Annotated in this window: 13 protein-coding genes, 2 pseudogenes and 2 other annotated features; of the genes and pseudogenes, 12 read left to right on the plus strand and 3 right to left on the minus strand. The window is 35.2% G+C overall.

What is annotated here, in order from left to right; all coding sequences use genetic code 11:
- Positions 1 to 90 precede the first annotated feature (90 nt).
- Both HRG09_RS10345 and HRG09_RS10350 read right to left on the minus strand, forming a co-directional pair.
- Positions 91 to 1584, minus strand: coding sequence for an NAD(P)/FAD-dependent oxidoreductase (locus HRG09_RS10345; protein WP_174100696.1), 1494 nt, complete (start codon positions 1582 to 1584; stop codon positions 91 to 93).
- A gap of 314 nt (positions 1585 to 1898) precedes the next feature.
- Positions 1899 to 2378: pseudogene (locus HRG09_RS10350) on the minus strand (hypothetical protein).
- A gap of 277 nt (positions 2379 to 2655) precedes the next feature.
- Positions 2656 to 2867 (plus strand) — a binding site (T-box leader).
- 105 nt (positions 2868 to 2972) lie between these two features.
- Between HRG09_RS10350 and aspS the strand changes: the two are divergent.
- The 3 genes from aspS to HRG09_RS10365 all read left to right on the plus strand — a co-directional run bounded on the left by aspS (position 2973) and on the right by HRG09_RS10365 (position 7226).
- Positions 2973 to 4271 carry an aspartate--tRNA(Asn) ligase gene (gene aspS / locus HRG09_RS10355; RefSeq protein WP_174100697.1) on the plus strand — a complete coding sequence of 433 codons (1299 nt, stop codon included), beginning with the start codon at positions 2973 to 2975 and terminating at the stop codon, positions 4269 to 4271.
- Positions 4272 to 4471: 200 nt separating this feature from the next.
- Positions 4472 to 4721, plus strand: a binding site (T-box leader).
- 117 nt (positions 4722 to 4838) lie between these two features.
- Complete coding sequence (locus HRG09_RS10360) at positions 4839 to 6179, plus strand: sodium-dependent transporter (RefSeq protein ID WP_174100698.1); 1341 nt, start codon at positions 4839 to 4841, stop codon at positions 6177 to 6179.
- A gap of 132 nt (positions 6180 to 6311) precedes the next feature.
- Positions 6312 to 7226 (plus strand): alpha/beta fold hydrolase, encoded by a 915-nt coding sequence (locus HRG09_RS10365; RefSeq protein ID WP_174100699.1) that lies wholly within the window; start codon positions 6312 to 6314, stop codon positions 7224 to 7226.
- 100 nt (positions 7227 to 7326) lie between these two features.
- Here HRG09_RS10365 and HRG09_RS10370 read toward each other — a convergent pair whose 3' ends face one another.
- Positions 7327 to 8124: a lipid II flippase Amj family protein gene (locus tag HRG09_RS10370; RefSeq protein ID WP_174100700.1), complete on the minus strand. Its 798-nt coding sequence runs from the start codon at positions 8122 to 8124 to the stop codon at positions 7327 to 7329.
- 161 nt (positions 8125 to 8285) lie between these two features.
- Between HRG09_RS10370 and HRG09_RS10375 the strand changes: the two genes are divergently transcribed.
- The 9 genes and pseudogenes from HRG09_RS10375 (at position 8286) to HRG09_RS10415 (ending at position 16890) form a co-directional block, all read left to right on the plus strand.
- Complete coding sequence (locus tag HRG09_RS10375) at positions 8286 to 8990, plus strand: HAD family hydrolase (protein ID WP_174100701.1); 705 nt, start codon at positions 8286 to 8288, stop codon at positions 8988 to 8990.
- Positions 8991 to 9231: 241 nt separating this feature from the next.
- The gene (locus HRG09_RS10380; protein WP_174100702.1) at positions 9232 to 10671 is read left to right on the plus strand and encodes a GntP family permease; all 1440 of its coding nucleotides are present in this window, start codon (positions 9232 to 9234) and stop codon (positions 10669 to 10671) included.
- A gap of 109 nt (positions 10672 to 10780) precedes the next feature.
- On the plus strand, positions 10781 to 11986 hold the full coding sequence (locus HRG09_RS10385) for an iron-containing alcohol dehydrogenase (protein WP_309232094.1): 1206 nt from the start codon (positions 10781 to 10783) through the stop codon (positions 11984 to 11986).
- 51 nt (positions 11987 to 12037) lie between these two features.
- A complete protein-coding gene (locus HRG09_RS10390; protein ID WP_174100704.1) occupies positions 12038 to 13477 on the plus strand; it encodes a GntP family permease in 1440 nt (479 codons plus the stop codon).
- A 173-nt stretch (positions 13478 to 13650) separates the two neighbouring features.
- Positions 13651 to 14686: pseudogene (locus HRG09_RS10395) on the plus strand (IS1595 family transposase).
- 76 nt (positions 14687 to 14762) lie between these two features.
- Positions 14763 to 15044, plus strand: a complete 282-nt coding sequence (locus HRG09_RS10400) for a hypothetical protein (RefSeq protein ID WP_174100705.1) — start codon at positions 14763 to 14765, stop codon at positions 15042 to 15044.
- Between the two features lie 121 nt (positions 15045 to 15165).
- On the plus strand, positions 15166 to 15882 hold the full coding sequence (locus HRG09_RS10405) for an aspartate/glutamate racemase family protein (RefSeq protein WP_174100706.1): 717 nt from the start codon (positions 15166 to 15168) through the stop codon (positions 15880 to 15882).
- 97 nt (positions 15883 to 15979) lie between these two features.
- Positions 15980 to 16453: an SAM-dependent methyltransferase gene (locus tag HRG09_RS10410; RefSeq protein ID WP_174100707.1), complete on the plus strand. Its 474-nt coding sequence runs from the start codon at positions 15980 to 15982 to the stop codon at positions 16451 to 16453.
- On the plus strand, positions 16450 to 16890 hold the full coding sequence (locus HRG09_RS10415; protein ID WP_187427853.1) for a GNAT family N-acetyltransferase: 441 nt from the start codon (positions 16450 to 16452) through the stop codon (positions 16888 to 16890). The genes HRG09_RS10410 and HRG09_RS10415 overlap by 4 nt, the downstream gene beginning before the upstream one ends.
- The last annotated feature ends 6 nt before the right edge of the window (positions 16891 to 16896 follow it).

The following is a 16896-nucleotide window of genomic DNA, read 5'->3' on the forward strand; positions in this document are numbered from 1 at the left end:
CTGGCATAACACCGATTATGCCAGGGTTTCTTTATTATTTGTATTTACTATCAAAAATTACCTATCCATTCATCTAGGGGTTTTCCAAATTTATTGATTTACTGATGCAAAGACAGTCTGAGAGAAAGTGGGTACAATTTGATTTAATACTACATCTAATGATTGACCATGGGCTAGTAAGAGTTCATCAAGGAAGCGCTGTCCTTCAGTAGATGAAGTGAGAATGGTAGTTACTAGCTGTGGATCAAATATAGTATGTGGTGAGACGGCTAATGAGTTTACTGCCCAATACATTCCGTATAATTTGAAATCACGCTCCGTTGTTGCATATTTAAGAAATAAATCCATATATTTTTGACCAAAAGAAATACCTTTCAATTGTTGTGAACTTACATATTCGACACCTTCCCACTGTAAATCAGTAGCACAATTGAGCCACCAAGCTGGTTCGATTACATCTTGCATTTTTTTGAGGACTCTTTGTTCAAAATGTGGAGTAGGATTATTTTGTTGTTCTTGCAAGCAGGACTCGAGAACTTCTACTTCAATTGCAGCAACGGTCATTCCTTGGCCAAAAATAGGATCGTAAATACAGAATGCGTCACCTAAGACTAACAATCCAGAGGGCCATCGATCCATTTGTTCAAAGTGATGACGAAACAGTTCTGGAACACGATAACTCCGAGGGGAGCATATTGGTTCAAACTCATGCAAAATCTCGCCGATTATCGGACTTGGGAGTTGAGTAATAGCCTGTTCAAACTCTTCGGCATTTGTAGGAGGAAAATGTCCGCCCGGACGGTAGAGTAACATTTCGGCAATATTATTTTCAATAAAGGAAAAGACGCCTGTAAAAGTTTCTTTAGTAGGCTGTCCTGCAATGTTAATTGTGTCCCATTTGTCTGTAAGAGGGAGTAGGTGGGAAGGGACATTATAACGGCGGGTACTATATCCAAGAGAGACTTTCAAACGATCTGATTCTGGAATATCATAACCGTGATTTTGAAGCCAATTTACTAGTTTAGAGGAACGACCACTCGTATCAACTATCAAATCAGCATGCAGTGAACGTATTTGTTCAGATTTTCCGCGTTCTGAGACTTTGACTCCTGTAACAGTTGTTTGATCAATTTTCATTGATAAATCCATTACGTTATGATTTGTGAGAAAACTAACATTAGAAATTTTTTTTACTTGTTTTCGAAGTACCCATTCAAGCAAGGCCCTACTGAATTTGACATCATTCCGTGGATATTGCATTTCTATCGTGCCATATTGATTCATGTTGTGGATGGTTTTGTTTAGTGCTGAAGGTGCACCTTGTGCTGCTAAATCATTTTCATAGCCTGGAAAGAGTCGTTCTGTAATCAATTTACCACGCTGGGTAAAACGATGTGGATGAAAGGCTTGTGGAGTACCAGGACGGTTGTCAGGTCTTTCTGGAAAAGTATCTTTATCGACTATAAGTACTTCTTTATAGTAGGTAGAAAGTACTTTTGCAGTTAGTAACCCTCCAATACCACCCCCAATGATAATCGCTCGTTCTGTTTTTCCTGTTGTTAGTGCATAATGGGTATGAGTCATAATCATAAACCTCCATTTATAGGTCAATTTTAATCAATATATTTCCTTTACACACTGGTTATTAGTGATTGACTTTGATTTTTCCTGCATACAAAATTAAACCTTCTGCACTAAGGTCAGTTGATGGAGCATACTGAGGAGTTGAAAGGTAGTTAGCGTTTTTGAAGGAAAAAAGAATGATATAAAAAAGCGCCATTCTTTCTTAAGATTGTTTAGAAAGAATGGCGCAATTTTGCATTTGATATATTTATATTATAAGTTTGGAGATATAAATAGGGTAGTACAAAGAGTTTTTTTACTCTTGTAGAAGCATTTCATTTTTGTGATTCCTTAAAAACAAAATGTTCCTTAAATTTCCTTCCCTCAATTTTTTGACCATTTCGCATGGCGCGGAAAGGAGGTTCTTGCCATGTAATCATGACATCTACTTCGTCTACTTTTATAGAAACAGGAAAATTCGCATGTTCAAATCCTATTTTTCGACTTGCTAATCGAACTTCTTTTAAAGAAAATAGTTCATATTTTGTCTCTGTTTTTAGTTCATTTCGAAACACTTCTACTTGAACGTTATAAACTTCATCTTTTCCGATGTTTTGTACGGAGAAGTGATATGTGTGACAAATACCTTTTTTAGGTTGTACTATGTCTTTGTCTATTTTCTTTACTTCATCAATATTGACTTTCTATTGTTTTGAATGTTGTGAGACAGGTAAAGATTGTGGAGAATAAGCGGATGCTTGATTTGGTATAATCAAGCATAATAGTAATAGCGAGAAACTTACAATTTTTCTCATGTATAGACCTCCAGAATAAATTTATTAATAATATGTGCGGGAAAATAAATTTTCATGTAACGTAAATAAATTGATTCAAAAGATAATGTACGGATGTTTTTAAATAAAAAGGATATAGTAAAAGAAATTGAAGAAGTAGCAAATGAAAATGATGTTGTATTAGTGACAAGATTATGAGGGATGGTAGTAGAAGACAATGGACTTGAAATTAAAATCAGAAAATAAAGAAAAAGTACTTGCGTTTTTTCTTTTAAAGGAATAGAATACTCTGTAAATATAAAAAGTGATGAACAGGAAAAGTACATGGTGCAAGGGTCTACAGAGAGCAATCGACTGCTGAAAAGATTGCGATACCGCATGATGGAAAGACACCTGTGAGCGTTGCTTTGAACGTGATGATTAGTAAAAGCAAACGGTACCTACCGTTATCAGGATTAAGATGGTCAGTATGACAATTTGGGTGGTACCGCGGAAAAATCCGTCCCTATTTATAGGGGCGGATTTTTGTATTCTTTGAAAGGAGGTGAGTGGCCGTGGATGATGATGATGACAACAATAATCTAAATAAATATGAGCACATAGGAGGAAAAAATAATGAGCGAAACAATGAAGCGGTCACTCGTTCGTGAATGTAAAACGTCTAGTAAAAAGGTGGTTTTACTACAAGGTTGGGTAAAAAAAATTCGTCACTTGGGGAATGTCAGTTTTTTATTATTACGTGACCGAACAGGTGTCATCCAATGTGTGTTAGAAAAGGACTTAGCTGGATATAAAGTAGATGTAGAAAGTGTTGTTCAAATTATTGGTAAACTTGTGGAGACTACAAAAACAGAATTAGGCGCGGAAGTAATTGTAGAAGAAGTAAAAGTGTTAAATACCTCTGATTCAATTCCTTTTGAAGTGAATAAAAGAAAATTGCAAGTTGGTTTAGATCAAATGTTGAATGAGCGCGTCGTATCGCTTCGGCATGAACGAATTCAAGCGATTTTTACAATCCAATCTATGCTTGTTCAGGCATTTAGTGAATTTCTAATAGAGAACGATTTCACACGTATCTTTACACCAAAAATTGTTTCGCAAGGAGCAGAAGGTGGCGCAAATGTTTTTAAGCTGCCATATTTTCAAAAAGAAGCATATTTAGCTCAATCTCCGCAATTTTATAAACAAATGATGGTAGCTGGTGGACTAGAACGTGTTTTTGAAATTGCTCCTGTTTATCGAGCAGAACATCATAACTCCTCTCGTCATTTGAATGAATATATATCTTTAGATGTAGAACTTGGGTTTATTCATGATTTTCATGAGGTGATGGAATTAGAAAAGGATGTTCTACGTTATATGTTTGAAAAGGTAGAACAAAAATGTGGAAAAGAATTACAACTCTTGCAAGTTACAGTTCCTATCATTACGGAAATTCCAAAGGTTACACTGGCAGAGGCGCAGCATATTTTGAAAACAAAGTACCATAAAGAATCACCAGCAGGAGATTTAGATACAGAAGGTGAAAAGTTGCTTGGAAAATATGTGAAGGAAACATACGGTAGTGATTTTGTCTTTATTACACATTATCCGAAAGAAGCAAGGCCGATGTACACGATGCCAAATAAAGAAAATCAAGATGTTACGGACTCCTTTGACTTATTGTATAAAGGATTAGAGATTACATCTGGTGCGCAGCGCATTCATGAGTACGATATGTTACTTACTTCTTTTAAAGAAAAAGGGTTACATCATGAAAAATTTCAGTCGTATATGGATACATTCCGGTATGGTTGTCCGCCACATGGTGGATTTGGAATTGGATTAGAAAGGCTTGTATATAAATTTTTAGAATTATCGAATGTACGAGAAGCGAGCGCATTTCCGAGAGATTGTACGCGTCTTGTACCATAAATTGAAAAGAATCTTCGTGCTTGATGCGAAGATTCTTTTTTATGATAGTGATTTGTATAGTAAGTTTCTTTCGTAGTAGTTTTTTGTTTGAAAGTAGAAAAACGTCTTTTTTTCGACAAAAAATAAATATCTTTCTTGACAGTCATACATATAAACGATATAATTCGTAGTAATTTCAAAAGAAATTATATTCAGAATATTAGATTGCGTTGAATAGGAGTAGTAAGGTTATGTGTTTGTACAGAGAGCTATGGGTTGGTGTGACATAGTCAAATAACATCCTGAACTCGCCTAGGAGCAGTAAGGTGGAACAGAAGTCTAATTCTTAGTAAATCTTAACGGTTAACCTTCGATAACAGGTTTGTAATCAAACGATTACTGCTAAGGTGGATTCATAATGGAATCAATAAGAGTGGTACCGCGTTAAGTAAATGGCTTAGCGTCTCTTTATATAAAGAGATGCTGGGCCATTTTTTATTATATATAGGAAGAAATGGAGGGTTTATTTGGATTGGTTAATTATATTCGTTTATTAATATAAAAAGATTTAATTAGGAGGAAAATAGGATGAAACAGACGGAGCAATGGACTTCGAAATTAGGTTTTATAATGGCCGCAGCAGGATCTGCAATTGGACTTGGAGCAATATGGAAGTTTCCTTATATTGCTGGAAAGAGCGGGGGAGGAGCATTCTTTTTAATCTTTATATTGTTTACAGTATTAATAGGTCTGCCGTTACTAATAGCTGAATTTATGATAGGGCGTAGTACACAGAAACAAGCAATTGGAGCATTTAAAAGCATCGCACCGAATACAGGATGGCATTGGATAGGACGTCTTGGCGTTGGCACTTGTTTTATTTTGCTATCATTTTATAGTGTTGTTGGTGGCTGGGTATTAATCTATTTATTCAGAGGGATTACTGGACAATTGATTACACCGCAGCAAAATTACGGCTCTTTATTTACAGAAACAATTGGAGACCCTGTTTGGGCCATTGCTGGTCATTTTGCTTTTATGTTTATTACAATTTGGATTGTATCAAAAGGAGTACAAAATGGAATTGAAAAAGCGAGTAAATATATGTTACCAGCATTGTTTGTTCTGTTTGTCGCTCTTATCGTTCGCTCCTTAACACTTGATGATGCGATGAAAGGGGTTAAATTCTTCTTACAGCCGGATTTCTCAAAAATCACATCGGAAAGTATTTTGTTTGCAATGGGACAATCATTCTTTGCAATTAGTATAGGGATTTCAATCATGGTCACGTATAGTTCTTACTTAAATAAAAAAGAAAGTTTACCACGTTCTGCGGTAACGATTGTTGGACTGAACCTATTTGTTTCTCTATTCGCAGGGCTTGCTATTTTTCCAGCAGTCTTTTCACTAGGAATGGAGCCAACAGAAGGACCAGGTTTGTTATTTATCGTATTACCATCTGTATTTAGTCAAATTCCATTTGGAAATTTCTTCTTAACAGTATTTCTTGCGTTATTCACGTTTGCAACGTTAACATCTGCATTTTCTCTACTTGAAACAGTTGTTTCAGCACTAGCGAATGGGCAGCAAGAAAGAAGAAAGAAATTGTCATGGATCATTGGATTTTTAATTTTCTTAATAGGTATCCCATCTGCACTTTCATTTGGTGTATGGAGTGATATTACAATCTTCGGTAAAAATATTTTTGATGCGGTAGATTTTTTATCTAGTAATATTTTAATGCCGCTTGGAGCCTTATTCATAAGTATTTTCGTTTCATTTAAAATGGAGAAAAAGGTATTAGAAGCAGAATTCTTTGTTGGCGGGAATTACGGAAAATCAATATTTACTTGCTGGGTATTTTTGCTTCGATATGTTGCGCCGATTGCGATTATCATTGTCTTTTTGAATGTAATTGGGATTATTTAACTTTAAATGTTACAATATTCTGAATTGAGAGGGTGAGGGGATGTATTACTATATTACGGATATATAACGTATACGGATTCGTGGTCCTCCTGTTTGCATATGAAGTAAAAATATAAAAGAGGAAGAGAGAAGATGAAACAAGAAAAAGAAGTAGCATTACAAGGGGAAATGGTGGAAGTACGTGGGAAAAAGCTGTATGTGGAGATTCATGGGTCATTGGAAAATCATCCTGTATTGTATCTACATGGAGGTCCTGGTGAGATGTGTTTTGATTTTTCTTATCATCAAGCACATCGATTACAAGATTCTTTTCGACTCATTGCTATTGATCAACGTGGGGTAGGGCGTTCGGAAGAGATTGGGAGGCAAGAGCAGTTTGGATTAAGGGATCTTATTGAAGACTGCGAAGAGTTAAGGAAGATGTTACAAATTGAAAAATGGTCTGTTATTGGACATTCCTTTGGTGGTTTTCTAGCGTTGTTATATGCAGAAATGTATCCGCAATCTATTCAAAAAATTATTTTTGAAGGTCCTACTTTTGATTTTGCATTAACTAGTAGAGCATTATTAAAAAAGACAGCATTTCTACTAAAGAAGTATGGAAAAGAAAAACAGGGGAATGAATGCATAACGATCATCGAGAGCGATGCTAGTTCAGAGGAACTACTAGAGGCTTATTCGAAATTAAGTGGCGAATTAGAAGAGAACAGAATGGAAATATATAATTACGGTGAGGATGAAACGGATTATAGTTTATATAGTGAAGAAGAATGGGAAGAATTTTATAATCGTTCCGAAATTCATTTTACAAGATTGAAAGAGGAAGGGACTATTCATCAATCACTATTATCAAAATTAAAAAATGTTGAGAATCCGATGTTGCTCATCATAGGGAAATATGATGTGGTAACCTGTAAAAAACAAATCGAAACTTTTAAAAAGGATGCTCAAAATGGTGAAATTATTGTCTTTGAAGAGAGTGGTCATACACTGCATTATGAAGCGGCAAATCGATTTGCAGAAACTGTGATAGATTTTTTGAAATAAATTAAGAAAAGGTGCTTCATAAAAATGAGAAGCACCTTTTTTTTATATTAAATTTCAGGATGGAAGATTGTAATGTTAGGCCATTTACTTTGCCAGTTCTTTAATTCGTGAGTTTAATAATCCATAAAATCCAATAGGCGCCAGGCACAAATATGAACTGAGCTAATAATGTACCGAGAAATCTTGAAATCATAAGCCAACCGAACATTTTACTCATTGTGTCAGCACCGTTTTCTGATTGAAGCGCACGCTCTGTTAAAAGAGCAATACGCGGATCTAGCAGTACAGTTAATAAAATTGTAGCAAATCCGTTAATAAGACCGGAAGCCGTGATGGCTTTCGTTGCGAATTTCGGACTCAAATAAGAAGCATATAAAGCCGAAAGGACCCCAGCTGTATAAATTGCAGTTGCAAACATATTAATGAGCATAATTCGTTTTGGAATACCACCAACTCGCATACGGTGGATCATTTCAAATTTTGGAAAGCGAACATATTTTTTTGTATACTTCAATTTTTGCATATTGTTTGTTTTCATCATTCGAATGAATGAACCATCTGCTTCAAAGTTTCGAATTATATATCCAAATAACTTTGTTAAAGTTGGGTACAGAATAATTGCGAGCAGTGTACCGATAGAAGCGGATAATAAAACAAGGCGCATTGTACTTTCTAAATTAACAGAAGCACCACTCTTAGCCTGATCAATAATACCACCAAGTAAAAAAGCTTGTAGTAAGTTGGATGTTCGTGAAACGAGTAATACCATTCCAACTACGGATAATGCAACGGCAATCTTTTTTAAACGAACCCCAGCTAGTCGAATACTATAAGAACTTGTTTCGACTGCGTGGATGATAATCGTGAAAGCCATTATGAAAATTAATGTTGTCGTCATTTTTGGTCACCATTTTTCTATGAAATTATGCTAATCATACAATAGAACGATAGCTACTTTTGAATCGAGTAATAATGTGCACAAAAATAAAAATTCAAAACAAATGAATATTTTGATAATATAGAAAGGATGTTGATTTGTCAATTAGGGGGTGGAGTGTTATGCATACATATTATAGTAATCGTGCCAAAGAGTATGAGGCAGGGAGGTATACAACATTTCTATTTGATTTAGATGGAACATTAACAGATCCAAAAGAGGGAATTGTCAATTCGGTTTTATATGCATTGCGAAAAATGGGAATAGATGAACCGAATCAGAAAGAGCTAGAATCTTTTATTGGCCCACCAATTCAGCATTCGTTTGCGGATAGATACAAAATAAATGAAGAACAAGTTGAACAAGCTGTTGCGTATTTTCGAGAATATATGCGGCAAAGCGGTCTGCTTGAAAACAAAGTTTATGAAAAGATTCCATATATTTTACAAGAATTAAAGGATGAAAAGAAAAGGCTGTTTGTCGCAACTTCAAAACCAACTGTATTTGCAAGACAAGTGTTAGAACACTTTAACTTGAATCATTTTTTTGAAGAAATTGTAGGTAGTAATTTAGACGGAACGCGTATAAAGAAAGAGGAAATTATTGAATATATTTTACATACGAATCCAGAGCTAGAAAGAGAAGAGGTAGTAATGGTCGGAGATAGAAAGCATGACATAATCGGAGCGACTCGTAGTGGAATTGACTCTATCGGTGTGTTGTATGGATATGGAAGTGAAGAGGAGTTAAAAGAGGCAGGGGCAACACACATTGTGAAACATGTCGAAGAGTTGCGAGGCTTTTATGCAAGAGAGAAGAGTTTCTAAATATAAAATAAAAGAAAGAAATCCCTTTGTAACGAGTAGTGGTTAATTCATTTTCGTTTAAAGGGATTTTTCATATGTAATAGAATAAATAATAAATATGCTATTTTCATTATAAAAATTTTGTGAGAAAAGGGGGAGAAATGTAAGGGGTTGGATAGTCAAAAAAGAGATTTTGTAGGGAATACACAGAAAAAAACGGATTAAAGAGATTGAATTTTCAATCAAAAGAAAGGTGAGAGAATTGGAGCTCGTCATTATTTTATTAGCACTTAGTTTACTTATGTTTGTTGCTTATAGAGGTTTTTCAGTCATTTTATTTGCACCGATTTTTGCTCTGTTTGCGGTATTTTTAACAGAACCTAGTTTTGTGTTACCTTTCTTTTCGAATATTTTTATGGAGAAAATGGTAGGCTTTATTAAATTATATTTTCCAGTTTTTTTACTTGGTGCGATTTTTGGTAAAGTAGTAGAAATGTCTGGAATTGCAGATTCAATTGCGAAGACAATTATTGACGTGGTGGGTGAAAAGCGGACCATTTTGGCTATCGTTTTAATGGGAGCTGTTTTAACTTATAGTGGTGTCAGTGTTTATGTTGTTGTATTTGCAGTCTATCCATTTGCAGCAAAACTGTTTCGTCAAGCGAATATTCCGAAGCGCTTAATACCAGGAACGATCGTTCTTGGAGCTGTTACGTTTACGATGGATGCACTTCCAGGATCACCGCAAATTCAAAACGTAATTCCAACAACATTTTTTAAAACAGATATTTATGCAGCACCTATACTTGGTATTATTGGAGCAATTTTTGTCTTAACGTTAGGTTTGATCTATTTAGAGAGCAGGCGTAAGAAGGCAAAAGCAGCTGGAGAAGGGTATTTTGGTTTTGAAGATGGGAATTCTGAAATGGCAGCATCACTAGAGTTAGAGCAAAAGAATCATACTACTTTCCAAAGTATTGAAATTTCGAGGGCACAGCAAGTCGTTGCTTTTGTACCACTTATTTTAGTAGGGGTTATGAATAAGTTTTTTACGATGACAATCCCGAAGTGGTATCCGAATGGTTTTGATTTTTCTGCAATTGGAATGCAGGCATTTGGAAAGGTGGAGTTAAGTGCAGTAATTGGAATTTGGTCGGTAGAATTAGCACTTATCATCGGAATTATTACAACGCTTTTATTATATTGGAAGCGTGTTGTGACAGGGTTCCAAGCTGGATTGAATACAAGTATTGGAGGAGCGTTGTTGGCAACAATGAATACAGGAGCAGAATTTGGCTTTGGTGGCGTGATTGCAGCACTTCCTGGGTTTGCGATTATACGAGATAGTATTTCTGCAACGTTTACGAATCCACTCGTGAATGGAGCGGTGACAACGAATATTCTTGCTGGTATTACAGGTTCAGCTTCAGGGGGGATGGGCATTGTTTTAAGTGCGATGGGAGATAAATTTATTGCAGCAGCCGATCAATATAATATTCCACTAGAGGTTATGCATCGCATTGTCTCAATGGCATCGGGAGGAATGGATACACTCCCGCATAACGGAGCGATTATTACAATTCTTACTGTTACAGGGTTAACGCATAAACAATCGTATCGTGATATATTTGCTGTAACCATATTGAAAACGGTTGCGGTATTTTTAGTAATTGCTTTTTATACGTTTACAGGAATCTACTAATAAATTTATTAGTCTGGAAGGAAATAATTATTCGAAGTGGAATATTAAATTTGATAATTAATTGTAGTAGAAGGTTCACATTATAAAATATTTAGTAGGGAAAGAAGGGGTGGGCTACTTGCAAGAAATCGCGGAATTTCGTATGCCAAAAAACGTTTTGTATGGGAGAAATTCACTTGATAAATTAGGAGAACAAGCGATTAAATTAGGGAAAAAAGCGTTCATTATCAGTGATTCTATTATGAGAAAGCTTGGCTATATCGATGCGTGCGTGAAACTACTAAAAGCAAAAAAAATAGATGTTATTACCTATGAAAATGTAAATGCGGAACCAACTAATATTCATGTTTTGGAAGCGTTAACGATATGTACAGAATCAAAATGTGATTTTATTATTGGACTTGGTGGGGGCAGTTGTATTGATGCAGCAAAAGCTGTAGCAGTTTTGTTTACAAACGGGGGAGAGATTGGAGATTATGTTCAAACTCATGTAGAAGTAGAGAAGCAACCGTTACCTCTTATTGCAATTCCAACAACATCTGGTACAGGATCAGAAGTGACAAGTGTTGCTGTTATTACAAATACAAAAACAGATGTCAAAATGATGATGAAGCATCCAAACTTCACGCCACAAATAGCAATTATCGATCCATTATTAACACGTTCTGTTCCACCGAATATTACCGCAGCAACAGGTATTGATGCATTATGTCATGCGGTTGAAGCATATCTTTCTAGATTTTCGCAACCGCTTACAGATGTACTAGCACTTGCAGCAATTGGAACGATTATGAAACATTTACGGATTGCCTATGAAAATGGAAAAAATATAGAAGCGAGAGAAGCAATGATGATTGCTTCCTTACAAGCTGGTATTGCTTTTTCAAATGCAACGGTCACTTTAGTTCATGGAATGTCACGGCCAATCGGAGCGCTATTTCATGTACCTCATGGTATATCAAATGCGATGATATTACCAGTAGTTTTAGATTTTACAAAAGCTTGCTCAATCAAACGCCTTGCAGATATTGGGCGGATTATAAACCCAGACTTACATTCATTATCTGATGAAGAACTTGCTGATCATGCTATTTTTGAAATAAAGAAACTTTGTTTGGACCTACGTATTCCTAATCTTAGAGAGTATGGAATTGATCAGGTTGAATTTGAAAATGCTCTTTCAAAAATGGCGAAAGATGCACTAGCTAGTGGAAGTCCGAGTAATAATCCACGCATTCCTTCTTATCATGAGGTGAAAAAATTATATCGGATATGTTTTGACTATCAATATGAAAATTCTAGAGTTTCTTATTAAAATTCTGAATATTTTTTAAATATTTCCATGGAAATGAAAAGGGGGCAGGGGATGGAATTAGTAATTATTTTATTGGCTCTTTGCATGCTAATGTTTGTTGCATATCGTGGTTTTTCGGTTATATTATTTGCCCCAATTTGTGCGCTATTTGCAGTTTTATTAACAGAACCAAGTCATGTATTACCTTTCTTCTCTAATATTTTTATGGAAAAAATGGTTGGGTTTATTAAATTATATTTTCCTGTTTTCTTACTTGGAGCAATTTTCGGTAAAGTAGTAGAAATGTCAGGGATTGCGGAATCTATTGCAAAAACAATTATTCAGCTAGTTGGTGTTAAACGTTCTATGCTAGCAATTGTCTTAATGGGAGCTATATTAACGTATAGTGGTGTTAGTTTGTTTGTAGTTGCTTTTGCGGTATATCCATTTGCAGCTAATTTATTTCGCGAGGCGAATATTCCAAAACGATTAATACCAGGAACCATTGCTCTTGGAGCGATTACGTTTACAATGGATGCTCTTCCAGGAACACCACAAATTCAAAATGTCATCCCAACGACATTTTTTAAAACAGATATTTATGCAGCACCTTTTTTAGGGATTATCGGAGCAATCTTTGTATTCATTGTGGGGATGCTGTATTTAGAAAGAAGACGAAAAAAGGCAGAAGCAAGTGGCGAAGGATATTATGGATTTGGAGATGGAAATCCTGAAATGGCTGCCACAGCAGAAACAGAACAAAATATAAAACCAGCTATTCATGCAGCTGAAATTACACCACTTCGTCAAGTGCTGGCTTTCGTACCACTTATTTTAGTAGGGGTCATGAATAAAGTGTTCACAGTGTTAATTCCAACATGGTATCCAAAGGGTTTTGATTTTTCATCAATTGGATTAAATGCATTTGGTAAAGTAGAACTTTCTGGTGTACTCGGTGTATGGTCTGTGGAACTAGCACTTTTAATCGGAATTATCACAACGATAATTTTAAATTGGAAACGTTTATTTACAGGCTTTCAAGCTGGTTTAAATGCAAGTATTGGTGGCGCATTGCTTGCTGCTATGAATACTGGAGCAGAATATGGTTTTGGAGGAGTTATAGCAGCATTACCTGGTTTTAGTGTTATTCGAGATAGTATTTCTACAACGTTTACAAATCCGCTTGTAAATGGTGCAGTGACTACAAACGTCCTTGCCGGAATTACTGGATCAGCATCAGGAGGAATGGGAATCGCTTTAAGTGCGATGTCAGAGAAATATATTGCGGCAGCTGAACAATATAATATCCCATTTGAGGTCATGCATAGGGTTATTTCAATGGCATCAGGAGGAATGGATACATTACCTCATAACGGAGCGGTTATTACATTATTAGCAGTAACAGGGTTAACACATAAGCAATCATATCGTGACATTTTTGCAATTACCATCATTAAAACATTAGCTGTCTTTGTTGTGATTGGTGTGTATAGCTTAACGGGAATTGTATAATAAGATTATATCTTGGATAAAACACGACCTTAAGTAAAAGTCGTGTTTTATTATATGGAAAATATATAATAAGATTAGAAAAATAATATATTAATTAGGCTCTGTTAAAGGTAAAATGTTGATATTTGAAAACTCTCCTGAAACTAAGTATAATAAGAACGAATGTTCGGGAAGTGGCAAGGTTTAGCAAAGCGTTCAGAAATTTATTAAAACATATCGACAAATTATCCCACATAGAAAAAGAGCGAGTGTTTCAATGGGTAAAGTGTTATGTTGAGCCTTCTTCCTCTGTCGGTGGTCGTCTAATCAATGAAATGCGTGAAACACGTTTCAAAGAGGGATTTGAATGCCCTCATTGTGCTTCTGAACACGTTGTAAGGTTTGGAAAGTATAATGGCCGCCAACGCTATCGTTGCCAGTGTTGTAGTAAAACATTTACTGATACAACGAATACCGTTCTTTACCGTACTCGAAAAGGTGACGAATGGATTACATTTGTTGAGTGTATGTTCAAAGGCTATTCTCTGCGAAAATCTGCCGAAATCGTAGGGGTTACTTGGGTTACGCTTTTTTATTGCAGACACAAATTGTTAAGTGCATTAAAACAAATGGATTTTGAGCAATTTGATGGTATCGTTGAAGTTGACGAGACTTATTTCCTATACTCTCAAAAAGGGCAACGTGGCATTACGGAACGCAAACCCCGTAAGCGAGGTGAAAAATCCAAACATAGAGGCATTAGCCACGAACAAGTATGTGTTCTTGTTGCCAGAGACCGCACTAAAGCAACTGTCTCAAAAGTTGCTTGTTTGGGGCGTGTTGTCAAAACTAAGGTGGATACTATGATTGGCTCTAAACTGACCCCTGATAATGTACTTGTTACAGATGCTTGGAGAGCATACAAAACCTACGCTAAAGAAAAGGGGATTGAACATTACAGAATTAAGTCAAATGACGGTAAGGACGTTATTAAAGGCTTGTATCACATTCAAAATTAAATGGTCTCCATTCTCGTATGAAACAATGGATAGACCGATTTAAAGGCGTGGCTACAAAATATCTCGATAACTATCTCGCTTGGTTTTTATTTATTGATGTTGCAGTAACGAAAGCACTAAACACAATATAAAAGAGTTTCTCCTATCGTCATTTGTGTATGAAATAATTGATACGTATGAGAGCTTACGTTTATCTAAGTTTATCGTGTAATTGTTCATTCTTATGCTACAAAAAATAATTATCGTTTACTTCTTAAAATGGTAAAATCATATTTGGAGGTGAAGTTATGAAAAAATTCAGTATATTGTCAATAGTCTTGATGTTTATAGGGCTATTATTATTCGGATCAAATTGGATAATAGATGGATATTCTGAGCCGATTGTCCTTTTTAGTTTTATTTCTTTTTTAGTTGGAATTGTACTAAGTTTTATAGCAGTTGCTAAACAGGAAAAAGGAACATTAAAATTCATATCACTTATTTCTTTCTTCGTTGTGACGTTTTTAATTACTTGGTTTGAACCATTTCAGGTACTTCGAATTATTACTTGGCTAAAAAATGTCTCTTAACAGCGAAAAGTCGAAAGTATAAAAACGGGAACCCCTTCTATTTGGGTTTCCCTCTAATTTACTCAATTTTCAACATTAAAATTTAACAGACCCATTAATTAAAATAAGGAGAACAAATATTATGAAAATGATTGGACTTATCGGTGGAATGAGCTGGGAGTCATCGGCTGAATATTATCGGATAATAAATGAAGAAGTAAAAAAGAGATTAGGAGGATTACATTCGGCGAAATGCCTTTTATATAGTGTTGACTTTGCAGAGATTGAATATTATCAATCTGAAGGTGATTGGGAAAAGGCGGGGAAAGTACTAGGAGAAGCTGCATATTCTCTTGAGAAAGCTGGTGCAGACTTCATTGTTATTTGCACGAATACAATGCATAAAGTTATTAGTAATATTAAAGAGAAGGTGAGTATCCCTATTTTACATATTGCGGATGCAACAGCTATGGAAATAAAAAAACATGGAATTCGATCAGTTGGTTTACTTGGAACGAAATATACGATGGAACAAGATTTTTACAAATCTCGAATAGAAGAAAAGGGTATGAAAATAATAATACCCAATGAAACAGATAGGGAAATAATAAATAGAATCATATATAACGAGTTATGTTTAGGAAAGGTTAATCAAACATCAAAAGATGCCTATAAGGAAATAATAAATCGCTTAGTACAAAATGATGCAGAAGGAATTATATTAGGGTGTACGGAAATAGGGCTATTAGTAAAACAGGAAGATACCCAATTTCCTTTATTCGATACAACTTTTATACATGCAGTTGAAGCTGTGAATATCTCTTTAGGTAGTTATTTTGATGCGGTGCAGAGAATATAGTAACATAATTTTATTATGTAAACTAATGCGCTTTATAGATGGAAAACATTCAGAAAATATTTTATAATGTAAGTGGTTACAAAAAGGGGGAGTATGGATGTTTTCACTTCAGCCAATTGCTTTTGTACATAATGAAAGAAAAATGATAATAGATGATGAATGGGGAGATGTACAATCCCTTATTACATTAGTGGATTCATATTCAGAAGAGAGCATACAAGGAATTGAAGATTTTTCCCATATAGAAGTAATCTTTTATTTTCATAAGGTGAAAGATGAACAGATTCAATATTCGGCTAGGCATCCAAGAAATAATGAGAAATACCCTAAAATAGGTATTTTTGCACAGCGGGGTAAAAACCGTCCAAATCGATTGGGGGCGACAATTGCAAAAGTAGTAAGGCGAGAAGGGAAATCCATTTTAGTTGAAGGATTAGATGCAATTGATGGCACGCCTATATTGGATATAAAGCCTGTTATGAGAGAGTTTTTCCAAAATGAAGATATTATACAACCTGAATGGGTAACGGACCTTATGAAGGAGTATTGGAAGGGGAGCGGAGTCAAGTGAAAATATATAAAGCAACAATTTCAGATTTAGAAGGATTAGCAGATGTGTTTAACAATTATCGTATGTTTTATAGACAAGAATCGAATGTAGAAGGAGCAAAAATGTTTTTGCGTAATCGCATCGAACGAGAAGAATCAATCATTTTTGTAGCAGTAGAGGATGGACAATACCTTGGATTTACCCAATTGTACCCTTCTTTTTCATCTATTTCTATGAAAGAGTTATGGATATTAAATGATCTTTTTGTACAAGAAGGTAAACGCGGAGCTGGCATTGGAAAGAAATTATTAGAAGCAGCTAAAACTTTTGCATTAGAGAACGGTGCGAAGGGATTAAAACTGCAAACAGAAATAGACAATATATCAGCGCAACGATTATATGCTGAAAATGGTTATTTGAGGGATAATCGTTATTTTCATTATGAACTAACTTTTTAGATTTAG

Origin of the sequence: Bacillus sp. Xin1 (genome assembly GCF_013314535.1) — a bacterium.
Classification (GTDB): Bacteria; Bacillota; Bacilli; order Bacillales; family Bacillaceae_G; genus Bacillus_A.